The sequence below is a fragment of the Streptomonospora wellingtoniae genome (genome assembly GCF_031845375.1).
GTDB classification, from domain to species: Bacteria; Actinomycetota; Actinomycetes; order Streptosporangiales; family Streptosporangiaceae; genus Streptomonospora; species Streptomonospora wellingtoniae.
Window position 1 is genome coordinate 385,999 of sequence record NZ_JAVREK010000001.1, and the last position, 23,147, is coordinate 409,145.

Annotated in this window: 21 protein-coding genes, 2 pseudogenes and 2 CRISPR repeat arrays; of the genes and pseudogenes, 12 read left to right on the forward strand and 11 right to left on the reverse strand. The window is 71.3% G+C overall.

What is annotated here, in order from left to right:
* Positions 1-61: 61 nt before the first annotated feature.
* Positions 62-325: a PspC domain-containing protein gene (locus RM446_RS01680; RefSeq protein WP_311543240.1), complete on the reverse strand. Its 264-nt coding sequence runs from the start codon at positions 323-325 to the stop codon at positions 62-64.
* A 346-nt stretch (positions 326-671) separates the two neighbouring features.
* On the opposite strand from RM446_RS01680, the gene RM446_RS01685 reads away from it, so the two are divergent.
* Both RM446_RS01685 and RM446_RS01690 read left to right on the forward strand, forming a co-directional pair.
* Positions 672-1,364, forward strand: coding sequence for a hypothetical protein (locus RM446_RS01685; RefSeq protein WP_311543241.1), 693 nt, complete (start codon positions 672-674; stop codon positions 1,362-1,364).
* 77 nt (positions 1,365-1,441) lie between these two features.
* The gene (locus tag RM446_RS01690) at positions 1,442-2,071 is read left to right on the forward strand and encodes a TetR/AcrR family transcriptional regulator (RefSeq protein ID WP_311543242.1); all 630 of its coding nucleotides are present in this window, start codon (positions 1,442-1,444) and stop codon (positions 2,069-2,071) included.
* A gap of 120 nt (positions 2,072-2,191) precedes the next feature.
* On the opposite strand, the gene RM446_RS01695 is transcribed toward RM446_RS01690, so the two are convergent.
* The 8 genes and pseudogenes from RM446_RS01695 to RM446_RS01725 all read right to left on the reverse strand — a co-directional run bounded on the left by RM446_RS01695 (position 2,192) and on the right by RM446_RS01725 (position 6,685).
* The gene (locus tag RM446_RS01695) at positions 2,192-3,253 is read right to left on the reverse strand and encodes a glucose 1-dehydrogenase (RefSeq protein ID WP_311543243.1); all 1,062 of its coding nucleotides are present in this window, start codon (positions 3,251-3,253) and stop codon (positions 2,192-2,194) included.
* A 314-nt stretch (positions 3,254-3,567) separates the two neighbouring features.
* Positions 3,568-3,960: a DMT family transporter gene (locus RM446_RS01700; protein WP_311543245.1), complete on the reverse strand. Its 393-nt coding sequence runs from the start codon at positions 3,958-3,960 to the stop codon at positions 3,568-3,570.
* 38 nt (positions 3,961-3,998) lie between these two features.
* Complete coding sequence (locus tag RM446_RS01705; protein ID WP_311543246.1) at positions 3,999-4,319, reverse strand: DMT family transporter; 321 nt, start codon at positions 4,317-4,319, stop codon at positions 3,999-4,001.
* A gap of 171 nt (positions 4,320-4,490) precedes the next feature.
* Positions 4,491-5,129 carry a DsbA family oxidoreductase gene (locus RM446_RS24805; protein ID WP_398694260.1) on the reverse strand — a complete coding sequence of 213 codons (639 nt, stop codon included), beginning with the start codon at positions 5,127-5,129 and terminating at the stop codon, positions 4,491-4,493.
* Positions 5,130-5,254: 125 nt separating this feature from the next.
* A complete protein-coding gene (locus tag RM446_RS01715) occupies positions 5,255-5,731 on the reverse strand; it encodes a MarR family winged helix-turn-helix transcriptional regulator (protein WP_311543248.1) in 477 nt (158 codons plus the stop codon).
* A 32-nt stretch (positions 5,732-5,763) separates the two neighbouring features.
* A complete protein-coding gene (locus tag RM446_RS24810; RefSeq protein WP_398694262.1) occupies positions 5,764-5,907 on the reverse strand; it encodes a hypothetical protein in 144 nt (47 codons plus the stop codon).
* Between the two features lie 19 nt (positions 5,908-5,926).
* Positions 5,927-6,065, reverse strand: a pseudogene (locus tag RM446_RS24815) (IS481 family transposase); the annotation flags it as partial.
* 191 nt (positions 6,066-6,256) lie between these two features.
* Positions 6,257-6,685, reverse strand: coding sequence for a MarR family winged helix-turn-helix transcriptional regulator (locus RM446_RS01725; RefSeq protein WP_311543249.1), 429 nt, complete (start codon positions 6,683-6,685; stop codon positions 6,257-6,259).
* Positions 6,686-6,845: 160 nt separating this feature from the next.
* On the opposite strand from RM446_RS01725, the gene RM446_RS01730 reads away from it, so the two are divergent.
* The 10 genes from RM446_RS01730 (at position 6,846) to cas2e (ending at position 19,773) form a co-directional block, all read left to right on the forward strand.
* The gene (locus tag RM446_RS01730; RefSeq protein WP_311543250.1) at positions 6,846-7,370 is read left to right on the forward strand and encodes a cupin domain-containing protein; all 525 of its coding nucleotides are present in this window, start codon (positions 6,846-6,848) and stop codon (positions 7,368-7,370) included.
* A 102-nt stretch (positions 7,371-7,472) separates the two neighbouring features.
* A complete protein-coding gene (locus tag RM446_RS01735; protein WP_311543251.1) occupies positions 7,473-8,108 on the forward strand; it encodes an isochorismatase family protein in 636 nt (211 codons plus the stop codon).
* Between the two features lie 579 nt (positions 8,109-8,687).
* Positions 8,688-10,304: direct repeats of the CRISPR family, unit length 29 nt; unit sequence CGGCTCACCCCCGCTTGCGCGGGGCGCAC.
* 177 nt (positions 10,305-10,481) lie between these two features.
* Complete coding sequence (gene cas3, locus RM446_RS01740; RefSeq protein WP_311543252.1) at positions 10,482-13,322, forward strand: CRISPR-associated helicase Cas3'; 2,841 nt, start codon at positions 10,482-10,484, stop codon at positions 13,320-13,322.
* Between the two features lie 195 nt (positions 13,323-13,517).
* Entirely contained in the window at positions 13,518-15,059 is a 1,542-nt protein-coding gene (casA, locus tag RM446_RS01745; protein ID WP_311543253.1) for a type I-E CRISPR-associated protein Cse1/CasA, read from the forward strand.
* Positions 15,056-15,748, forward strand: coding sequence for a type I-E CRISPR-associated protein Cse2/CasB (gene casB / locus RM446_RS01750; RefSeq protein ID WP_311543254.1), 693 nt, complete (start codon positions 15,056-15,058; stop codon positions 15,746-15,748). The genes casA and casB overlap by 4 nt, the downstream gene beginning before the upstream one ends.
* 31 nt (positions 15,749-15,779) lie before the next feature.
* A complete protein-coding gene (gene cas7e, locus RM446_RS01755) occupies positions 15,780-16,937 on the forward strand; it encodes a type I-E CRISPR-associated protein Cas7/Cse4/CasC (protein WP_311543255.1) in 1,158 nt (385 codons plus the stop codon).
* Entirely contained in the window at positions 16,934-17,785 is an 852-nt protein-coding gene (gene cas5e, locus RM446_RS01760) for a type I-E CRISPR-associated protein Cas5/CasD (RefSeq protein WP_311543256.1), read from the forward strand. Before cas7e ends, cas5e begins: the two co-directional genes overlap by 4 nt.
* Positions 17,782-18,432, forward strand: a complete 651-nt coding sequence (gene cas6e / locus RM446_RS01765) for a type I-E CRISPR-associated protein Cas6/Cse3/CasE (RefSeq protein WP_311543257.1) — start codon at positions 17,782-17,784, stop codon at positions 18,430-18,432. Before cas5e ends, cas6e begins: the two co-directional genes overlap by 4 nt.
* Complete coding sequence (gene cas1e, locus RM446_RS01770) at positions 18,429-19,394, forward strand: type I-E CRISPR-associated endonuclease Cas1e (protein WP_311543258.1); 966 nt, start codon at positions 18,429-18,431, stop codon at positions 19,392-19,394. Before cas6e ends, cas1e begins: the two co-directional genes overlap by 4 nt.
* Positions 19,395-19,440: 46 nt before the next feature.
* On the forward strand, positions 19,441-19,773 hold the full coding sequence (cas2e, locus tag RM446_RS01775) for a type I-E CRISPR-associated endoribonuclease Cas2e (RefSeq protein WP_311543259.1): 333 nt from the start codon (positions 19,441-19,443) through the stop codon (positions 19,771-19,773).
* 18 nt (positions 19,774-19,791) lie between these two features.
* Positions 19,792-21,416: direct repeats of the CRISPR family, unit length 29 nt; unit sequence GTGCGCCCCGCGCGAGCGGGGGTGAGCCG.
* A gap of 469 nt (positions 21,417-21,885) precedes the next feature.
* On the opposite strand, the gene RM446_RS01780 is transcribed toward cas2e, so the two are convergent.
* Both RM446_RS01780 and RM446_RS01785 read right to left on the reverse strand, forming a co-directional pair.
* The gene (locus tag RM446_RS01780) at positions 21,886-22,749 is read right to left on the reverse strand and encodes a tyrosine-type recombinase/integrase (protein WP_311543260.1); all 864 of its coding nucleotides are present in this window, start codon (positions 22,747-22,749) and stop codon (positions 21,886-21,888) included.
* A 78-nt stretch (positions 22,750-22,827) separates the two neighbouring features.
* Positions 22,828-23,010: pseudogene (locus RM446_RS01785) on the reverse strand (tyrosine-type recombinase/integrase); the annotation flags it as partial.
* Positions 23,011-23,147: the final 137 nt, after the last annotated feature.

The window sequence follows — 23,147 nt, forward strand, 5'->3', positions numbered from 1 at the left end:
CCCTGGTCGAGGGCTCGGGGGAGCCTCGCGACGAAGTCCGGTCGTGCGCGCAGCGACCACATCACAGGTCGGACTTCTTGCCCTGGAAGTTGCGGATGATGTGTTCGAGCATCGAGTCCTCGCCGTCCTCCTCGGGCATCACGAGCCAGGCGGCGATGTAGAGCAGGACCGCGGTCCCGGCACCGAAGATCGTGAGGGCCACGAAGACCACGCGGACGATGTTGGGGTCGACGCCGACGAACTCGCCGATGCCGCCGCTCACGCCCGTGAGGATCCGCTGATGGCGGCTGCGGCGCAGTTTCTTGCTTCCGGTGTTGTCGTTCATGCTTCCAGCGTGCCCCTTCACCGCGCGATTTCCCATCGGGAACGCCCCTGGCACTCCCCTGACCGCGACCCTGAACCGGTCGACGCCGAGCGCTCCGCCGCGGGGTGCGGCCGCCCGGCATCCGCCCGACGTGCGCTTCCGCCTCCCCTGCCTCGTCGGGCCTCGGGTGCGGCGCCTCCACCTGGGCAGAGCCCTGAACCGATCGCGGTACAGGCTTCGTGCGCGCCGTGCGAAGGCCCGCGGGACGGGCCGGCGGCTCCGGCCGCACCGCGAAGGGTTGTTGACCGGGTGCCCTCATGGAATTATTATGACTGACCAGTCAGTCAAAAATAGGAGGGCTGTTGCGATGGACACCGAGGCGGACAGCACGGGAACGACCGCACGGAACGAGCCGCCCAGCCCGGTCGCCGGGCGCGCGGCTCCAGGGAGCGCCTCGGGCGGGGGCGGCGGCAGGCGTGCGATGCGCCGGATCGCCGACGCGATGGTGGCTCCGCAGGCCGGTGCGGGCGAGATCGCGCTGACCTTCGCCGCCGCCGGCACCGGCGCCGCAGCGGTGCTCGCAGCGGGCGCAGCGGCCGGCTGGACGGGGCTCGCCGTCGCCGTCGCCGCCCTCGTGGCCTTCGACTACTTCGGCGGCGCGGTCGCCAACGCCACAGCCTCCGCCAAGCGCCGCTTCCACGGTCCGGGCCGGGGCGCACGCCACCGGCTCGGCTTCGTCGCGATGCACCTCCAGCCGGCTGCGGTCGCCTGGGCCGTTCCGGGCTTCGGTTGGGCCGACGCGGCGGCGGTCTACGCGCTCACCCTCGCCGCAGCCGTCGTCGTGGAACTGACCGGCCCGGACCTGCGCCGCCCGGCCGCCTTCGCCGCGGCGACGCTGGGCATCGCCGCGGCGCTCGCACTGCTTTCCGTGCCGCCGCAGGTCGCCTGGCTGGCGCCGGTGGGCCTGATCAAGCTGCTCCTGGGCCACCTGGTGCCCGGGGAGGGCCCAGCCGTACCGGCCGCGACGCCCGGCGGGCGTTTCGCCGACGACACGCCCTGACCGGTACCCGCCGAGGGGCGCCCGGATCCCCGGGGCGATCATCGAGTTCGGTACCGCCACTATGGGGAAGGGGCCTGATGGCGCCGAAACGGGTCGACCGCGCCGCCCGCCGCGAGGACATCCTGGACGCCGCCGTGCGCGTCTTCGCGCGCCGCGGCTACGCCGCCACACGGATCGAGGACGTCGCCGCCGAGGCCGGCATCGCCAAGGGCAGCGTCTATCTCTACTTCGAGGGGCGCGAGGCGCTGCTGGCGGCCGGCTTCGAGCGGATCGCGCAGCGCTCCGCGCAGGTCCTCGCCGACGCGCGGAGCGGCGACCGGCCCGCCGACGAAGCGCTCGCCGCACTGGTGGAGGGTGCGGTCGCCATGCTCGCGGCCGAGCCCGACCTCACCGCCGTGATGCTGGACCTGTGGAGCGCAGGGGGCGCCGCGCGCCGCACCGGCGAGGCCGGCCCGCCCCCGCCGGCGTTCGACATCGCCGCCGTCTACCGCGAGTACCGCACGCTGGTGGCCGAACTGCTGCGGCGCGGCGGCAGCGAGGGCGCCCTGCGGCCGGGGCTGGGCGAGCCGGAGGCCGCCGTCGTCGTCGCCGCAATCGAGGGGTGCCTGCTGCAATGGCTCGTCGACCCCTCGGTGGATCTGGCCCGCCTGGCCGGCCCGATCACCGCGACCTGCCTCGACGGGCTGCGGGCGCGCCCGGTGGGCTGACCCTCCGGGGTGCGCTGTAGCTAACGCCGGCTGCAGCCGGATACGGGTTGCGGCGCTCGCAAGCGGCAGACACGGCGCCCGGAGGCGACCGCTCGGGACTCGGCGCCGCGCGCTCGCCGGTCACTCGGCGGAGGGGTCGAGGGCGACCACCGTCTTGATATCGCCCGACTGCGGCGTGTACGCCTCCGCCGCACGCGCCACGGGGACCCGGCGGGTGATGAGGCGCTCCAACCACGACTCGTCGGCGGCGGCCAGGGCATCGGCCGCCTGGCGGTAATGGCGCAGGTTGGCGTTGACCGAGCCGATCACCGCGTCGTTCTCCAGCACGATGTCGCGGTTGAGGCTGCCCGCGTCGACGGTGATCCGGCGGCCGGCCGGCGAGACGCCGGTGAGGCAGACGATGCCGTAGGAGGCGGTGCCCGCCATCGCCTCGAAGACGAGGCGGGCGGCGCCGGTCGCCTCGACGACGACGTCGGGGGCGATCTTGTCCATCACCTGCTCGATGTCCTCGGAGTGGTACTCCGCACCCAGGTCGCGCGCCAGCAGAGGCTTGGGGCCCTCGGTGACGCGGTCGAGCACGTGCACGTCCAGGCCCCGCTGCCGACCGAGCAGCGCCGCCAGCATGCCGATGGGCCCGGCCCCGGTGACCAGGACGCGGCGGGGCTCGAACCAGGAGCGCTCGCCCACCCGCTCGATCTGCTCCCAGGCCTTGGCGACCACGGTGGTGGGCTCCATGAGCACCCCCACGCGCTCCAGGCGGGAGTCGAGCTTGACCGCGTAATCGGGGTCCACCGACCATGCCTGAGCGCCGTACCCGTCGATCCCCTTGATGCCCCGCTCGGTGTAGCGGCCGTTGCGGCACATGTCGAACTCGCCGCGCGCGCACGCCCCGCACGGCACCGGGTCGGGGCGGCGCACCACACCCACCGCCACGTCGCCCTCGGCGAACCCGCTGCCCTCGGGGGCCCGGCGGACCCGGCCGAGCGACTCGTGGCCCAGCACGAGCCACTCGCGGCCCTCCGGCAGGGCGCCGTGGCCTCCCGAGAGGATCTCCCGGTCGGTCCCGCACACCCCTACGGCGAGGCCCTGCACCAGCATCTCCCCCGGCCCCGGCTCGGGGTCGGGCAGCTCGCGCACCTTCAAGGGGTCCTCGCGACCGGGGGTGACGGTGACTGCGCGCATGGCTGCCCTCCACTGGTCTACTGCGCCGCTGTCCAACCCATGCCTAGCCATCGAGCCGCAGCGCAAACCCTCCGGAGCGCCGACCCCGGATCGCAGGTGCGGCGGGTCTCCTGACGAATGTGTTCACTCGAGTCCCGGCAGCCCTCGGATACCCCGGGCTGTCGTCGATCGCGCCCGGCACGCCTTTGCTCCCGACCGACCGACCGGGGTGGAGGGACACGAGGACGGGGAGAGGATGCGCCCGCGAAGGCTCTCGCCGAGCACACCGCGGGCGTGTGTTGCGGTCCTGCTCCTCACGGCGTCGATCCGACGTACTACGCCTCGGTCGAGTCGCGCTGCCACTTGGGGCTGTCGGCCAGCTTGAGCCAGATGACGCCGCCGATGATGACCGCCAGCCAGAAGGCGCGGATCGGGGTCAGGACCTCGTCGAAGAAGACCGGCCCCAAGAGTGCGGCACCGACCGCTCCGATGCCGGCCCACACGGCGTAGCCGATGCCGACGTCGATGGCCTTGAGGGCCACGCTGAGGCAGAACAGGGTCAGCAGAAAGAAGACGACGGCGGAGACGGACCAGCCCAGGGTGGTGAACCCGGAACTGCCGGCCACGCTCAGCGCATAGCCGACCTCGAAGGCCCCGGCCAGCAGCAGGACCAGCCAGGCAAACGTCTTCGTCTTGGCATCCGTGTTCTGGGTGGTGGTAGAGGTCATCGCAATGGTCCTTTCAGTTTGGGATTCGGGTATTCGGGTTATGCGGCTCCGCTGAGCTGGAGCCCGATAACCCCTCCGATGACGATCGCGATTCCGAGGCCTTTCCTCCAGGTCAGTTGCTGGTTGAGGAAGAGCGCTCCTACGATGACGATTCCGACGCCGGCGACGCTGGTCCAGATGGCGTAGCCGACGCCCACGTCGAAGGTCAGCAGCGCAAGGCTGAGGAAGAACGTGGCTATCGCGCCACTGGCAAGGGTTCCGATCGTCCACCACAGCTTCGTGAAGCCTTGTGCCTTGCTCGCGGCGATGCCGACGGCGGCCTCGAAGACGACGGCGACGCCCAGATAAAGCCAACTCATGGTGTTCCTTTCGATGAATGCGTGATTGTGCCCGAACGGTTTGCGTTTCCCCGCAGGTACCGCGCGAAGGGTTCCGTGCCCCGCGCGACGGGGACTCTGTGCACCAGGCCGTCGAGTTTGCCGTCGGAGATCCCCGAGGGCCGATAGCTCGCGCGGTAGTCGACTCCCCATTCAGCGGCCGCTTCGCGGTCGACCGCGCAATAGGCGGCGTCGACTTCCCGCTCGACGGCGAAGCGGTAACAGAGTCCGCAGGGTTCGCCCGTAGCCAGAAGCGAGGTTCCGACCAGGTTCTTCAACCCGTGGGAAGCCATCGCCGTGAGCGAGCCGACCGTCGACTCTGAAGGCGGGGACCGCGGAGACCCCGACGGTGGCTACGGCGTACTCCTGGTCCGCACGCCGGCGCCGGTCTTCATCGGTGAATGCGGCGATGACGTCACCACGATCCAGCCCCACGGACTCGGCGACGTCGATGACGACCGCGTCTTCGCCGATGTTCCGGTCCTGCTGGAAGAAGGCGCGGAACATCGCGTCGGAGTACGCGTCGCCCACGCCGCGTTCCGCCCCAACTGCAGGATCAGGAACGCCTTGTCGCTGCGCGGCTGCGGGGAGACCGTCGGCAGTGAAACGTCCACCCATCCGCCGCGCCATCGGATAGACGGACGCGTTCCACACCCCGGGCAGGTAGCCGTCCTCGGTCCTGAGCGTGGGCAACGGATCCGGCCTCAACTCGAAGGGCCGCATGTCGACCTCCACGTCGCGTCGTCGCCGGAGTTCCCGACGGCGTCCCCGATGAGGAAGCAGAACGGGCATACGTAGTCCACGAAGACGTCGACTCTGGTTGTCATCCCTCTCCTTCGCCCCTGTGAATATTTATATGTACATGCAACTATCTGACGACAAAGCTATCCGCGTATCGACGCGCCGAACCGGCCCGTTCAGCGGATGAGTGAACCGATGACCTCGAAAGCGCGGCCCAGGTCGCCGTGACCGAGTTCCGGATAATCCTCGGTCGCGTTCTGCAACAGCTCGCGAACCTTGCCCTCGTAGGGGTCGCGGATCGCGTCGACGGCGCCCATGCCTTGATCGGTCATCACCGCATAGACACCCCGACCGTCATCCGGGCAGGTGTCGCGGAAGATCAGCTCCTTGCGCTCCAGTCGCTCCACCAGCCGGGTCACGGAACTCTGGTTCAGGCCGACCTTGCGAGCGAGGTCGTTGAGCCGCAACTCTCGGTCCGAAGCCCTGCTCAAATGAAGCAGCGCCCGATAATCGGCAAGGCCCACACCGTACGTCTCCATCAGCCATTTACTCAGCGCTGCGTCCATTGCGGTGACGGTCGCCGTCACCTGGGACCAAGCCGCGCTCACACTGTTGACCACCGACGCCCCTTCCCCGGAATGTTCCATGTACATGCAAGGAACAGTAGCACGTTCCACCTCACCGGTCACCTGGCGCGCTCTTCCTCGCTGTCGTTGGGCCGGGCGTAGAGGACCTCCTCGGCCACGATCCGCTGGTAGCGCTCGACCTCGCCGTTGTTCCGGGGCGGGAACGACTTCGTCCGGCGATGCTTCGGGAGGCGACCACGCACGAAAAGGCGGCCGAGCGCTAGCAGGCCCCGTTGTCGGTGACCACGCGGTGGATGTGGGCGATGCCGTGCACGGCGAAGAAGACTCTGGCGCGGGCCAGGAAGGCGGGCGCGGTGGCGCCCTTCTCATCGGCCAAGTGCTCGGTGCCGGCCAGGCGGGAAGGACAGCGGTGCATTACTGTGTGGCACGCATCCGCTCCGAGCCCGTCGCCATCGATCCTGAGCTCGGCACTCCGCAGCGAGGCGTCGTGTGGCAGTTCTTTCGGGGGCGCTCGCGCGGCGGTCTCGGCGCACGGTTTTAACAAGCCTCGACGAGGGCCGGTACCAGCGACGCCGGCCGCCTCAAGCGTCGTCAGCGGTTGTGGCCCGTGTCGGGCAGGTAGAGGTCCAGCGTCACCATGACCGTGCGAAGGAGCTCTTTGAGCTGGTGCTCCTGTGCGGGTGTCAGTGCGGACATGGCGCGGTCCTCCACGCTTTTGGCGGCTACCTGGGCGCGGTCGAGCAGGTCCCTGCCATCGCCGGTGATGGTGACGTCGAGGACGCGGCCGTGGTTCGGGTTCGCTTGGCGGGCGACCAGCCCGCGGTCCTGGAGGTCGCTGACGGCGTTGGACATGGCTTGGGGTGTAACGCCTGCGCGATGGGCCAGCCGGGTGCCGGTGAGCGGTTCGGGGTGTGCGAGACCAAGCTGTGCCAGCGCGGCAAGCTGGGCGTGGGTCAGCGAGAAGTGGCGCAGCGCCTGTTCGAGCTGTTGCCCGAGCGTGTTGCCGATCATGCGTGCCATGTATGGCAGACGCTGACTGAAGTCCTGGGCCACCGAGCTTCCCCTGTCGTCTCCGCGTGATCTAGTCTGCGAACACTATATCAAATGGTTGACAACCACTTGATTTTGTCATTGGATTCGACCACGTCGGGATGTGAGGGCGTGGCGAAGGGAGAACGTGATGATGGCGAGCACCGCGGATGGGGCGGTCCCCCCGGACGATCCGGCGCGGCAGATGGTGGTAGCGGGGCGAGCGGCCGGTGACGTCCGGCATATCGCGCTGGCCGGGAACGTCTACTCGATCCTGATCAGCGGTGAGCAAACCAGCGGGCGGTACTGCCTCATCGACATGCGGATTCCACCCGGCGGAGGGCCGCCGCCGCACCGACACGACTTCGAGGAGATGTTCACGCTGCTCGAGGGGGAACTGGAGTTCATCTTCCGGGGCGAAAGCGTACGCGTGGGGGCCGGTGAGACCGTCAACATCCCCGCGAACGCGCCGCACTTCTTCCGCAACGTCTCTGAGGCCCCGGCGCGAATGCTGTGCATGTGCACCCCTGCCGGGCAGGAGGAGTACTTTCTGCAGGTCGCCGATCGGGTGGAAAGCACGGATTCCGTACCGCCGAATCTCACCGAGGACGAACAGAGGGCGCGGCGGGACAAAGCCGCCGACCTCGCCGCCCGGTACCGCACCGAGATTCTGTAGCCCCGGCGTTCGCCGACCCGACCGATCGGGCCAGCGGGACCTCGCCGAGGTCACCCCGGACGCGCACGCCAAACGGATCCGCCGCCAGGAGCGCTCAACGCCATGCACGACCCGGCGTTCGCCGACGCCGTCGCGGCCACCGGCCGCCGCAACCTCATCCTGGCCGGCGTCACCAACGACGTCCGCACCGTCTTTCCCGCCCTCACTGCGCTGGAGCAGGGCTACCGGGTTCAGGTCATCGCCGACGCCGGCGGCTCCATGACCACGGACGCCGACGACATCGCTCTGGGCAGGATGGAACGAGCCGGCGTCGACATCAGCTCCACCAACCAGATCCTCCCCGAGCTCGCCGGAAGCTGGGCCTCAGAACGGGCAACGCCTGCTGCCCATCGTCGGCGCGCTCATCATCCGATGACCGCGAGCACGGACACCCCGACATCCGGTTTCGGCTCCGACGTGGTCTGCCCCGGTGACCCATCATCAGGTGGCGCCAGCGGGATAGTGGCAGCCCAAGCCGAGACACGGAGCCCCGGGGTGGTCGCCTGGACTACCCGTGTCCCCCTCACTTCCGTGCCGCGACAACCTCAGACCGGAGCGGCAGCGAGGAGGTCGTCAATCGGAGACCCCGGGGGCCGCACCGACAGCGCGATGGAGAGCTGTAACGGTCATGGACCGAAGCGTAGAGACAGCGTGGGACATTCGCAGGCGAGGGCGAAGAACGACTCCGCTGGTGGATGAGGGGAGGGGGGTCAGCGCGTGACTGATGCGCGGGAGACCCACCCGGGCGGGGCGCCCTGGCTATTGATTGCGGGACGTTTCTGCCGGAACGTGCCGGGTGCTCCGCATGGCTCCAGCGGGACCGGAGAAGTCATGGATTCTCGGGCAGCCAACAGGTGCCCGGAAGGCCGCTGACCTGCGCATTCGACACGTTCGCGCGATAAGAGCACCGACGGAGCAACCTGGCCGTCGACACTCGCCAAGCCGGGGAGCCATTAGGCATCTGACCTGGAAAAACGGGTAGGCCGCCCGGGGCTCGAACCCGGAACCTACTGATTAAAAGTACGCTGCGCGGGGGCCGTGAAATGCCGGGGAGTGCCGTGAACTGGTGTTTTCTAGCCCCGAATTGGTGTCGCTGTACCGGTTGATGCCACCGTGTGCCGGGCCCGTCCCCAACATCCGAGCACCGACGGAGCATCGATCGCCTCGTCGTCGGACCCGTACCGTAGAGCCTTGCAAGGAGTCGGCCTCCCCGTCGACCTATTCGCCGAAGTGAAAAACTGCGGCCGGGGCGTCGTGGAGCGTATACCGAATCAGCGCTGGCTCACCCCCGCTTGCGCGGGGCGCACCAGGGCGCGCGAGACGGTGGCCCGCGAGACCCCGGATCACCCCCGCTTGCGCGGGGCGCACGAGATCTTCAGCAGCTCGCGCAGTTCGCCGGACGGCTCACCCCCGCTTGCGCGGGGCGCACCCCCGGACTCGGTGCGCGGCTACACGGCCAGTCGGCTCACCCCCGCTTGCGCGGGGCGCACGAAGGGTCTTCTGCCGGTTCTTCGCGTGGCTGCGGCTCACCCCCGCTTGCGCGGGGCGCACGCCGGTGACAACCGGTCCACTCCGCGGCCCGACGGCTCACCCCCGGTTGCGCGGGGCGCACGAGACGTCCCATTCCAGGTGACCGGCGCCCTCCGGCTCACCCCCGCTTGCGCGGGGCGCACTCCAAGACACAGAGCAGAGAAGAGGCAGAGCACGGCTCACCCCCGCTTGCGCGGGGCGCACGCGTCCATGACATCGGATGGCGAACGTCGAGGCGGCTCACCCCCGCTTGCGCGGGGCGCACTGCCCGTACAGCGGCGGATCATCCCACCACAGCGGCTCACCCCCGCTTGCGCGGGGCGCACGGCGCCCCCGTCCCGACCGGACCCCGCGGCGGCGGCTCACCCCCGCTTGCGCGGGGCGCACCCCGCGCTGTTGTAGGCGCGCAGCCCGTCGCTGGGCTCACCCCCGCTTGCGCGGGGCGCACGAGAAGACGGTGATCACGCCCGAGCGCACCACCGGCTCACCCCCGATTGCGCGGGGCGCACCCATGAACGGAACGACCCCGGAGCAGCCGTATCGGCTCACCCCCGCTTGCGCGGGGCGCACGTCCCGATTCATCACACCTAGGCACTATGAGTGGGCTCACCCCCGCTTGCGCGGGGCGCACTACACGGATTCGATGACGAACCGGACCGGCGCCGGCTCACCCCCGCTTGCGCGGGGCGCACGGAGACGGTGAGGTGATCAAGGCTGTTGAGAACGGCTCACCCCCGCTTGCGCGGGGCGCACTCCAGCAGCCGCGCGTTCACGTACTTCGGGGACGGCTCACCCCCGCTTGCGCGGGGCGCACCAGCACAAGGGCTGCCCCTGACCGGTCGGCGCCGGCTCACCCCCGCTTGCGCGGGGCGCACTGCTGCTCTGTCCCGACGGCCAGCGCCTCCTGCTGGCTCACCCCCGCTTGCGCGGGGCGCACGAGTGGTCGCAGAACCAGCCGTGGTGCGCGACCGGCTCACCCCCGCTTGCGCGGGGCGCACGTGCTCGCCGAGCAGGCGGACCTGGCTGACGACGGCTCACCCCCGCTTGCGCGGGGCGCACCCGGTGTCGGCCAGCGTGGACTGGCGCCGGTACGGCTCACCCCCGCTTGCGCGGGGCGCACGATGCAGCGCGAGGGCACCGCCCAAACCCGCAGCGGCTCACCCCCGCTTGCGCGGGGCGCACGCCTTTCCGGCCTTAGCCTGGTCGAAACACCACGGCTCACCCCCGCTTGCGCGGGGCGCACGGTGAAACGCGCGCAGCGGTTTCCGATGTTGCCGGCTCACCCCCGCTTGCGCGGGGCGCACTCCGCCGACGGCATCCTGTCCGCCCACGACTACGGCTCACCCCCGCTTGCGCGGGGCGCACACTTCGCGACCTGCGGGCCTATAAGTCCGATGCCGTTTTGTTATCAGAACCAGTTGTGCTGGCGCAGGGGATATGGGTGCGCATGTCCCTTTCCTTTCCAGGAGTGCTGCGTTCTTCTGAAAGTAAGTCTCGCGCATGCGACCCGGATTGTCCGAGGCCGGTGATACCCCTTGCGTCATGAGCGACGACGACATGCCCGGCCCTTGCATGTTCGCGCCGGAGCAGCCCCCCATCGATACGCGCCTGTGGGGAAAAGAGCGCGGCCTCCCCGGCCCCTACCCGCTGATCTGCCACCTCCTGGACACCGCTGCCATCGCCGGCGCCCTATGGGACACCGTACTGAGCGCACGAGCCCGTCAGCGCATCGCCGCCCGCATGGGGGTAAACGTCTCTGCCGCACGGACATTGGTGATTTTCTGGGCCGGACTGCACGACCTCGGGAAAATCACGCCGCCTTTCCAGGCCCAATTGCCCAACGAGTACGCGCGCCTGCAGAGTGACGTGCGGTATTCAGGCGCCGAGGGGGCCCACGGCGAACCGCTGACCCATTCGGCGGCCACCCAGTGGACGCTGAGTGCCGTGCTGCCCGACCTCGGCTACCCCGCGACACGGCCACTCGCGCGATCGCTGTCCCACCAGATCGCCCAGATGCTCGGCGGACACCACGGATGCTTTCCCGTCGCCCTACACCCCCGCCGACTCGCCGCGGCCACCAGCTGGCAGCCGGGACTCGGGCAGAGCGGATGGGACGAGCAGCGCCGCGCCCACACCCGAGTCCTCGCCGACCTGACCGAAGCGCACGACATTCCCACGGGGGCGCTGTCGGGCGAGGTCGCCACCGTGCTCGCCGGGCTCACCGTCGTGGCCGACTGGCTGGCCAGCCAAGCACACACGATCCGCGCGCGCTTTCCCGCCTCCGGTTGGTCGGGCAGCCGTGCGCAGCTGCGCGCCCACTGGAAGCAGATCGTCGCCGATGCCCCCGGCGTGGTGTCCCAGGCCCGTCTGGGCCGCGCACGCCCGTCCCCGGCCCCCTTCGGCAAACAGTTCCCGCGCATCAGGGAGCCCAACGAGCTCCAGGCCAGCCTGGACCGGGAACTGCCCGACCTGGTGAGCGACGACCCGGGCCTGCTCATGATCACCGCTCCCACCGGCGACGGCAAGACCGAAGCGGCACTGTTCGCCGCCTCGGTGCTGGCGCGCCGCTCCGGCGCCGGGGGCCTGTACTTCGCCCTGCCGACCATGGCCACCGCCACCGCCATGCGCCAACGCGTGCGCACCTATGTGGAGGCCAACATCGGCGGCAATGCGGCGATGACCCTGCTGCACAGCATGGCGTGGTTGGAAACCGCCCCTGCCCCTGAGGGCCACGAACCCGACGACACCATCAGCGACGACGCCGCCACCCGCACCGCAGCAGGGGAATGGCTGCGCACGGGCAAACGCGGCATCCTCGCGCCCCTGGCGGTGGGCACCATCGACCAGGCGCTGAGTGGCGTACTGCCGGTGCGGTTCAACGTGCTGCGCCTGCTGGGGCTGTCCACCAAGGTCTTCATCGTCGACGAGGCCCACGCCTACGGGCCCTGGATGCACAGCCTGCTCGTGCGGCTTCTGGAGTGGCTGGGCGCCTTGGGCGCCCCGGTGGTGCTGCTCTCCGCCACCCTGACCGGGCGCTCGGCCTCCTCCCTGGTCGAGGCCTACCGCCGCGGCCGCGGGCTCACCGCCCCGCTCCCGGTGCGACCGCGCTATCCGGGATGGATCTATGTCGACGGCGCCGCCCAAACGGCCCCCGCGGAACGGCAGGTCGCCAGCAGCCGCCCGCGGCTGCTGGAGGTCTCCACCCGTCCTGTGGCCTGGGACACCCACCAGATCACCGCCCCGGTCGCGGCCGGCTCGCGGCGCCGCGCCCTGGCAGAGCTACTGGAACCGGACGTGCGCGCGGGCGGCTGCACCCTCGTGTGCTGCACCACCGTGGAAGAAGCCCAGAACACCCACCGCTACCTGCAGACCGTGCTTGCCGACCTCAACCAGCGCGGCGATCTCCTCCTGCTGCACTCGCGGTATCCGGCCTGGCGGCGCGACGAGATCACCGCCCGGGTCGAACACGCCTTCGGCAAACCCACCGAGGACGACGCGCCCGGCCGCCGCCCCTGCGGCGCGGTGCTGGTGGCCACGTCCATCGTCGAGCAGTCCCTCGACCTCGACTTCGACCACGTCATCACCGACCTGGCCGCACTCGCCCAACTCTTGCAGCGCGCCGGCCGGTGCATGCGCCACACCCGCGCCGACCGCGCCGCGGCCATGGGATTGCGCCCGCGCCTGAGCGTGCTCGAGCCCGCCGACCGCCACGACCGGCTCAGCATCCCCCGTGCCTGGGGAGCGATCCACGACCCCGGGCTGCTGGCACGCACCCGCCGCCTGCTCCACGAGCGCGAAGGCCGCCCCGTCCGGGTGCCCGAGGACGTCCAATCCCTGGTCGACGCCGTCTACTCCGACGACTTCGCCGACCGACTCGACGACGCCGCCCAGCGCCAGCAGCAGCGCATGCTCGACGCCCAACGTGACGCCGGGGTGCTGGCCGAACAGCAACTTGCGCAGGTGACCGCGATCCCCGCCCCTGCCGACGTCGGCGATCTGGCCAAGCTGAGCAACGACGGCGCCACCGTCGACGACACCTTGGTCACCACCCGCCTGGGCGCCGACTCCCAGCGCGTGGTGTGCGCCTACACCCAGCCCGATGGGACTCTCACACTGGACCCGGCCGGCGACCGACGCCTTCCCCGCGGCGACCTCACCACCGCCGCGACCGCCGAGATCATCGCCCACAGCATGCCGGTGCCCGGCACCTGGCTGACCGGCCACGGCGACGACTGCGAACCGCCCGCGTCCTGGAGCCGGCGTCCGAGCGCCGCCGCACTCGCGCTGCTGCGCCTGCACCCGGGAGCCGAGGACGACCGGTGGCAGTGCCGAATCGGCCAACGGGTCCTGACGATGTCCGATATCGGATTGCACCGCGAATAATCCCGTTTTCAAGACTTACAGCAGAGCCACTCGCTACCGTGGTCGCACCGTTCCCCCGCAGGGGGAACGGGCTCACCCCCGCTCGCGCGGGGCGTAGGGGCCGAAGTGGCGGCCTTTTGCAGCACAGCCACGGCTCACCCCCGCTGACCTGCGGGGACCCATTCGCACGACTCTAGTGGATAACTGGGAGGCGTAATGGCGCTGGATCCCCTCTTCGACCTGCGCACGCAGCCGTGGGTGCCGGTGCGCTGGCTGGCGAGCGTGCCGACCGGCCAGCGCCCCGCCCGGGTGGGCCTGCGCGAGTTGCTGGCACGCGCCCACGAAATCGCCGGCCTGGCCGTCACCGTCCCGCCCGCCGAGGCCGGCCTGCTGCGAGTGGCCTACGCGCTCACCGCCCGCACCACCCGCCTCGACCGTGCCCAGGGCTGGAGCGACCGCCGTTTCGCCGTCCTGGACGCGGGCCGTTTCGACCCTGCGGCGATCGACGCCTACTTCGACGCCCACGCCGACCGGTTCTGGCTCTACCACCCGCAATGGCCCTTCCTGCAGGATCCGCGCCTGAAAAAGGAGTGCCCGAAGACCTCGAGTGTGGACAAGCTCGTCGCCACCCGCCCCTCCGGCGGCAACCACGCCTGGTTCACCCGAACCGACTCCCACCGGCCGGTGCCCCTCGACTCCGGCCAAGCGCTGCTGCACCTGCTGGTGTGGCGCTACTACGGCGCCTCGGGCACCTGCTCCACCCGCGCCGTGGACGGCACCCGCGCCGGCAATACCACCGCGGGTCCGCTGCGCAGCACCCTGTCCTACCACCCCGAGGGAGCCAGTCTGTTCGAGACCCTGCTGGCCGGCATTCCCGAACCCGGCGGTGCGGTCGATCCCGCCACGGACCGGTGCCCCTGGGAGTGGGAATCGCTGCCCGACCCGCTGGAGGCTCCGCCCGAGATCACCGGCCCGTGCTCGGGACTGACCGCCCGCGCCCAGCACGCCCTGCTGCTGGTGCCCGACACCCGTGGAGCCCACACCGCCGACGCTTACGTCACCTGGGCCTACCGCGCCAAGATCGCCCGCGACGACCCCTTCTGCATCTGGCAGTCCAGCAAGGAGGGCAACCGCTATCCCCGCCCGGCCGATGCCGACCGGGACCTTTGGCGCGACCTGGACGCTCTGGTCCTCAACGATCCGCCCGGGGCCTCCCGCCCCCAGCGCCCGGCGATCCTGACCACGGCGACCGAGCTGCTGGCCGAGACCGACACCGCCACCCTGCGCATCCGCGCGCTGGGCTTCGACCAGGACGGCCAGGCCAAGGACCGCCAGTTCGTCGCCGCCTCCACCCCGCCCCTACTCGACCTCATGGAGCGCCGCGACCAGGACATCGACGCGGCCCGCCAGGTCGGGCGCCTGCGCCTGATCGCCGAACGCGCGGGATACCGCCTGGAGACGGCCACACGCCGCGCCTGGGCTCTCTACGCCGGCAAGACCAAGCTCGGCGACTGCGCCTGGGCTCATCAGGCCGCCGCCCGCTACTGGAGCGCGGCCGAGACCGCGTTCTGGACCCACCTGCGCCAGCGCTCCTGGCACGAGGCGGCCCCGACGTTCCACCGCCTGGCCTCCGAGGCCTACGACGCCGTCACCGACACGGCCGCCGCCGGCGTGCGCGGGGCCCGGGCCCGCGAGGCCGCCCGCATCGAGCTGCACGGCGGCCGGCCCAAGAAGACGAAGGAGAAGAAGACATCGTGACCCGCACCGCACCACCCCCCGACTCCGCGCCGGGAAACGCCCGCCGCGAGCCCTCGGCGCGGATGCGCGCCGCCCGCACCTTCGTCCACCGCATAGGCCAGCGTTGCGCCGAGGACCGCGGGACCCGCGCGGCGCTGCGCAGCGGGCTGGGCAAACCCATGGACCGCCTCGAGCGCATGCACCGCATCGTCGCGCCCCTGCTCGACGACCGCATCCTGAGCGATGTCGAAGAGCAGCGGGCCTACTACGCCGTGGCCGCCATGGTCGCCCTCACCCACGACAGCGACCGCCCCGCCGGCCCCCCCGCCCCCGACCACCACGCCCACCTCGCACCGAAAACCGCGCGCTACGGCACCAGCCTGGGACGCGCCTTCGCCGACGCGGTAGCCGCCGGCACCTCCCGCGGCATACGCGAAAGCGCCGCCGAGACCCGCCTCAACCTGCTCACCCGCCAGAGCGCCACCGGGCTGCACCGCCACCTTCCCTCGGCCGTGCGCCAACTGCACACCGCCGGTGTAGCCGTCGACTTCGCCCGCCTACTCAGCGACATCCGCTCCTGGCGGCGCTACCGGGGCGACGTCAGCCGCCGCTGGCTGCAGGACTTCTACTCCACCCGCAACCGCGACGAACTGCAACGCGCCCGCGCCGCCGACCCCGATCGCGACCCCGGCTCCGATACAGCCGACTGACCGAGCCCGTACCGCACAGGAGAAGAAGACGATGACCTCTACCGCCCCCGGCCGCTTCATCGACATCCACGTCCTGCAGACCATCCCCTATGCCAACCTGAACCGCGACGAGACAAACTCGGTCAAAACGGTCGAATACGGCGGAACCCGGCGCACCCGGGTGAGCAGCCAGAGCTGGAAGCGCGCCACCCGCACCGACTTCCAGGACCGCATCGGCGAAGCGGCCGTGCGCACCCGCCGCATCGGCGAAGCCGTCGAACGCTTCCTGCGCACCGACCGCGACTGGCCCGCCGACCTAGCCCGGCGCGCCGGCCAGCACACCGCCGCCGGCTCCAGCATCAAGGCCGACCCGCCCTCCCCCGACGAGCCCGCCTGGTCGACCAACGCCATGGTCTATGTCCCCGAGACCGCCATCGCCCGCCTCGCCGACCTCGCCGAGCAGCACCGCGCCGAACTGGAGAGCGCCCACGACATGAAGAAGGGCGCCAAGAGCGTACTGCCCAAGGACGACATCGACGCCGTCCTGCGCTCTACCAACGGCGTCATCAACCTGTTCGGCCGCATGCTGCGCGAGGTCGACTCCGCCGGGGTGGACGGGGCCGTGCAGGCCGCCCACGCCTTCACCACCCACGCCACCGACGTCGAACTCGACTACTTCGCCGCCGTCGACGACCTCACCGATGTGTGGAACGAGGACGCCGGCAGCGCCCACATGGGCGACCAGGAGTACAGCGCCGGCCTGTTCTACCGCTACGCCACCGTCGACGTGGGCGACCTGCTGACCAACATCGGCGGCGACCTCGGCGCCGCCCGCACCCTCGTCCCGGCCTTCCTCGAGGCGTTCCTGCTGTCGGTGCCGCGCGCCAAGAAGACCGCCACCGCCCCCCACACCATCCCGGACCTGGCCCACATCGCCGTGCGCACCGACCGGCCCGTCTCCTACGCCGCGGCCTTCGAAAAACCCGTCATCTCCGCGCGCGAGGGCGGCTACACCGCCCCCTCTTGCCAGGCGCTGGCCGACTACGCCGCCACCGCTACCCGGCTGCTGGGCACGCAGGGCCTGCGCGCCGGCGCCTGGGCCGGCGGCGACCTGCCCGAGCCCGCCCGGCTGGGCCAGCGGTGCGACTCCTTCCCCCAGCTCGTCGCCGCCGCCACCACCGCGGCGCTGGGCGAAGGGTCCCGACAGTGACCACACCCGAGCACACCCCCGCCCTCCTCCTGTCGCTCTCGGGGCCCCTGCAGTCCTGGGGCGAACGCAGCCACTTCAACCGCCGCGACACCGCCCGCCAGCCCACTCGCTCAGGGCTTCTCGGACTGCTCTCCGCGGCCCTGGGCCGACCCCGCACCGACGGCATCGACGACCTGGCGCGGCTCTCGGTGACCGTGCGCACCGACCGCCCCGGCACACTCCTACGCGACCTGCACACCGTCGGCGGCGGACTACCCAAAGCCGAAACCGTCACCACCGCCAAAGGCGACAAACGCGACGACCCGGCTGCCACCCTGCTCAGCGAGCGCTACTACCTGGCCGACGCCGCCTTCACCGCCGCCCTGAGCGCCGAGGCCGACGACGCCGACCTCATCGACTCCTGCGCCCGCGCACTGCGCGCACCCGTGTGGCCGCCCTACCTCGGGCGGCGCGCCTGCCCGCCCAGCGGCCCCCTGCTGCTGGGGCGCACGCACGCTCCCTGGCACCACCTCATCCACCTGCCGCTGGCCCGCCAAGGTCCGAGCGGTGAGCACAACGGCGGCACCGGGCCCGACACCCGGGTCACCCTCCACAGCGACCGGCCGCTGGACCACCTGCCACCCGCCGACGAGAACCCCGCTGAGTCCGGGGGCGATGCCATCGGCGAAGCCAACGACGACCCGATCAGCTTCCACCCCCAACAGCGCCGCTACCGGGCCCGCCCCCTGTACAGCCGCACCCTCGACCGGCCCGGGCAGCAGTGCGCCGGCCTGGGCACCGACTACCTCACCGCGCTGGAGACCTACCTCGGCGACCACGCCGCCCCCCTGGGAGGACTCACCCCATGACCGTCTGGCTCACCCGCATCCGCCCCGACCTGCGCCGACGCGAAGCCCGCCGCGACCTGGCCAGCGCCGTGGGCATGCACCACCGCCTCATGAGCCTGTTCCCCGACGACACCGACGACGCACGACGCAGCTTCGGCGTCCTCTTCCGCGTCGAGGACACCGAAACCGCCCCCCAGATCCTGCTGCAAAGCACCACCGCCCCCCAGTTGGAGCGCCTGCCCGCCGACTACGCCACCACCCAGATCCGCGAGATCACCCCACTCCTGCAGGCCCTGGCCCACGGGCGCCGCGTCCACTACCGCATCGCCGCCAACCCCATCCGCCGCCCCGGTCGCACCACCCGCCAAGAGCACGGTGCCCCCGCGGTCGTCCCCCTGAGCGGAAAGGCGGCCGAGCAGTGGTGGCTGACCCAGTCCGAAGCGGCCGGCATCAAAGTCGAGACCCTGCACGCCCGCCCACTGGATGCCGCCCGCGGTGAACGCGCCCAAGACAAGCGCCGTATCCGCCACGCCCGCACCCTGTTCGAGGGCACCGCCCATATCGACGACGCCGACCTGTTGCGCCAGCGCACCGTCGAGGGAATCGGGCGCGGCAAGGCCTACGGCTGCGGCCTGCTGAGCCTGGCCCCGGCCCGAGGGTCGGCATGAGCACCCCGGCCCGCCGCAAACTCGCCGCGCCCACCGTGGCCATGCTCCCCCGCGTGGCCGACTCCCTGTCCTTCCTCTACCTCGACGTCGTGCGCGTCTACCAGGACGACACCGGCATCTGCGCCCACGTGGCCACCGAGAAGCGCGGCAGCGAATACGTCTACCTGCCCACGGCCGCGCTCAGCAGCCTGCTTCTGGGCCCGGGAACCTCCATCACGGCGCGAGCCCTGACCACGCTCGCCCGCCACGGCACCACCGTCGTGGCCACCGGTGCAGGCGGTGTGCGCTGCTACTCCGCCATGGTCGCCCATTCCCTGAGCACCGACTGGCTCGAACACCAGGCACGAGCCTGGGCCGACCCCCACCAGCGCTTGGCGGTCGCGCGGCGGATGTATGCCCAGCGGTTCGGCGACGCCGCTGTGGCGCCTGAAGCCTCCCTGGCCCAGATGCGCGGTATGGAGGGCCAGCGCATCAAGGCCATGTATCGCCTGTTGGCCCAGCAGTACAAGCTCGGCCGGTTTCGCCGCTCGTATGACCCCGAGGACTGGGACGACCAGGACCCGGTGAATCTCGCCTTGTCCTCGGCCAACACCTGTCTGTACGGCATCGTTCACGCCGCCGTGGTGGCTCTGGGGTGCTCGCCGGCCCTGGGATTCATCCACAGCGGCAACCAGCAGGCCTTCGTCTACGACATCGCCGATCTCTACAAAGCCGAACTCACCATTCCGCTGGCCTTCTCGCTGAACCGCGCTACGCACCCCGAGCAGCAGGCCCGCCGCCACTTCCGCGACCAGCTGCGGCTGTTTCAGTTGCTACCGCGCATCGTCACCGATATCCAGCGCCTGCTGGCACCCGACGTCGCCATCGCGACCCCAGACCTTGAAGAACAGGTCGTCGACCTGTGGGATCCCGTTTCGGGTGTGGTGCCCGGTGCCGTCAACCATGCAGGTGAAGCCGAATGACCGGCGCCCCCGGCGGCCCGGAGCCGTTATGGGAAAGTGAGGGCTGATGGCTTCGATGATCACCATCGCCGCTACCGCGGTGCCCGACCACCTGCGCGGTGCGTTGACCCGGTGGCTCCTGGAGGTCACCCCCGAATTGTATGTGGGCACTGTCTCCGCTCGCGTTCGAGATGAGCTTTGGGAGGCGACGTGCGGGTGTGTAGGGGAGGGCACGGCAGTTCTGGTGTATCCCGCCAGCAATGAGCAAGGCTTCGAACTCCGTACGTCCGGAGGGCGGCGGCGCTATCCCACGGATTTCGATGGGATGACGCTCGTCGCCTTCCGGCAACGTCCGCCGACGCTCGCGGAGGGCGACAACAAAACGGTAACGCCCTTCTGAAGCTGCAGGTCGGTGAGTGTGCGCCCCGCGCGAGCGGGGGTGAGCCGCGTCGGCCTCACCTGCACCGACGCCGGGACTGGTGCGCCCCGCGCGAGCGGGGGTGAGCCGTAGTGGTAGAGCATCGTCTCAGCGCGCCGCTGGTGCGCCCCGCGCGAGCGGGGGTGAGCCGTTCGGCGTTGTGCAGCCGGTGGGCACGCGCCTGTGCGCCCCGCGCGAGCGGGGGTGAGCCGAGTGCGCGCCCTCGCTCTGTAAATGCTGTGTAGTGCGCCCCGCGCGAGCGGGGGTGAGCCGCCCGCCGACACCACTGCGGCAACCCCCGCGTCGTGCGCCCCGCGCGAGCGGGGGTGAGCCGCCGATGTGAGTGCTCAGGAACGCAACTACTCCGTGCGCCCCGCGCGAGCGGGGGTGAGCCGTCCGGCTCCGCCACGGTGATTCCTACAGGGCCGTGCGCCCCGCGCGAGCGGGGGTGAGCCGGTACGCACTGCCTCCAGGCGGGCGGTGATGCGGTGCGCCCCGCGCGAGCGGGGGTGAGCCGGCGACCGCGACCGCGATCATCGACTCTGCATAGTGCGCCCCGCGCGAGCGGGGGTGAGCCGTGGCCGACGTCGACGGCCACCGTCACCCAGGCGTGCGCCCCGCGCGAGCGGGGGTGAGCCGGCGTTGACCAACCTCACGGGCGCGATCGAGGCGTGCGCCCCGCGCGAGCGGGGGTGAGCCGGTCGTGATCAACATGTGCGGCTACAACTACGGGTGCGCCCCGCGCGAGCGGGGGTGAGCCGGCGCTGTCGGGGGAGGTCGACAAGCTCACCGCGTGCGCCCCGCGCGAGCGGGGGTGAGCCGTACGAGGGGTACTCGGTGTGGCGGGCGATGCGGTGCGCCCCGCGCGAGCGGGGGTGAGCCGCGGGTCACCGCCGCGGCGTCGCCGTCGGCGGCCAGGCGCAGCCGTGCGCCCCGCGCGAGCGGGGGTGAGCCGGTGTCCCGCCCCGGCGTCGATATGCACCGGGCGTGCGCCCCGCGCGAGCGGGGGTGAGCCGGTGCTTCAGCTCCTCCCAGACGGGGCGGGTCCGTGCGCCCCGCGCGAGCGGGGGTGAGCCGCTTGGTCAGCAGCGCGACTTCGACCGTGTCCTGTGCGCCCCGCGCGAGCGGGGGTGAGCCGCGTCCGCTGGGGCGCCTCGACATCGGTGCCGAGTGCGCCCCGCGCGAGCGGGGGTGAGCCGATGCGCTGCTGTGGCCCGAGCAGATCACGGCGGTGCGCCCCGCGCGAGCGGGGGTGAGCCGTTCGCCCCGATCCCGCTGCCGCGCACGTGCCGGTGCGCCCCGCGCGAGCGGGGGTGAGCCGCCCTCGTGGCCGTCGAGCTCCTCGTGCACGTAGTGCGCCCCGCGCGAGCGGGGGTGAGCCGGGGGCGACGATGACAGACGACACCCGCGCCCCGTGCGCCCCGCGCGAGCGGGGGTGAGCCAGCTCCGTCGACCTGGAGATCCCGGGGGAGGACGTGCGCCCCGCGCGAGCGGGGGTGAGCCTGCACGGCGGCCTCCTCGCGGTGGGCTGGTCTGTGCGCCCCGCGCGAGCGGGGGTGAGCCGGTCCTGGCTAAACACCCGCTCGTCGAGCTCGGGTGCGCCCCGCGCGAGCGGGGGTGAGCCTCCGGATGAGCGCCACCGTGGCACGGCGGTCAGCGCCTCTTGCTGCCGGGCATGAGGAGCAGGAAGTCCTCGAAGCTGGTGCGGATGAGTTGGTCCATCTGCTCCAGCGAGGGCCCACCGGGCTCGCCGTAGGGGCCGATCACGGCGGTGTAGCGCGGGATCCAGGTGAACCCTTGGTCGAGACGGTCGTTGACGTGGCGGTGAACAGTCGGGCCAGCGCCTCCACGATCCTCTCGGAGGGGAGGCGGCGATGGTCGCGCGGAGGTTGGCGAGCAGGATGTCCTTGCTGAGCAGGGGGTGGCTGAGGTGGACGCTGCGGGACGGGGCAGCCATGGCGCAGTCTCCCTTCGGTGGTGAGAAGCGCTGACGTATCGGGCAGGTGTCCGCGGCCGCGCTCGGAGAGCGGGCTCTCGACGGCCGTCGGTCCGGCGCCTGCGGCGCCGCTGGCACCGGACCGACGGGCGGCGGGCTCACCCGTGGTCGGCTGATGTCTTGCCGGAGATGAGGTTGGCGGTGGCCTCGGCGGCCTGGCGGGCGACCTGGGGGAACACGCTCTGGTAGGTGTCCTGGGTGAACCCGGTGGTGGCGTGGCCCAGTTCGGCGGAGACGACCTTGATGTCGACCCCGGCGGCCAGGCTCATCGAGGCCGCGCCGTGGCGCAGGTCGTGCAGCCGCACCGGCGGCAACTGGGCCTCCTGGGCCAATTGCTGGAACAGCAGGGTGACCTGGGCAGGGTGCAGGGCGGAGCCGTCGGGGTGGGTGAACACCAGCCCGGACTCCTGCCAGTGGGGGCCGGCGGCCAGGCGTTCGCGTTTCTGGCAGCGGCGCCACTCGCGCAGCACCCGGACGGTTTCGGCGTCGAGGGTGATGGTGCGCTCGCCAGCGTCGCTCTTGGGGGTGGTGGTGACGGTGCCCCAGCCCAGCTGCACGATCTGGGTGCGGATGTCAACGGCGTGCTCGTCCAGGCGGGTGTTGGACCAGGGCAGCCCGACCGCTTCGCCGCGGCGGGGGCCTTTGAACGCGATCAAGTGGAACAGGGCATAGAGCCGGTCGCGTTTGGCGCGGTCGAGGAAGGTGCGGGTCTGTTCGGGGGTCCAGACCATCACCGCCGAAGGGACCTCGCCGGTGCGGCGCCACTGCTTGACGCGTTCGGCGGTCCAGACCATGGGGCGGGGCCGCCGGCTGCTGGGCAGGGCCAGGTGGGCGGCGGGGTTGGTGGTGATGGGCAGGTCGGGTCGGGAGATGGCGACGTTGAGGGCGCGGCGCAGCGTGGCCTTGAAGCGGTGCTTGGAGGCGGTTCCGGCCACCCGCATCCCGCGCACGCTCGTCCGCACCTGGAGGTCCTTCGAGGCACGGGCGGCGCGGATGTAGTCGTTGCGTTCCTCGATGGCGTCGAAGCAGGCTTGGATGTGGCCCAGTCGGAGTTTGTCCAGGGGGATGGGGCCGAGGTGGGCTTCGAAGTGGTTGCGGATGTGGCCGCGGTAGTTGCTGCGGGTGGTTTCGGCGATGTCGGCGTTGGCGACCCAGATGTGCAGCCACTGGCCGGTGGTGGGGACTTCGGTGGTGACTTCTCCGCCGGTCAGGCGTGCGCGGATCTGGTCGAGGGTGAGCTTCCCCCGCTTGCACGGACACCGTCGGTGAGGTCAGCCGCGGGTGTCTGAGGGCAGGTTGAGCCCTTCGAACGCGGTGGGACTGCGCATCCCGATACTGGAGTGGCGCCTATGAGGATTAT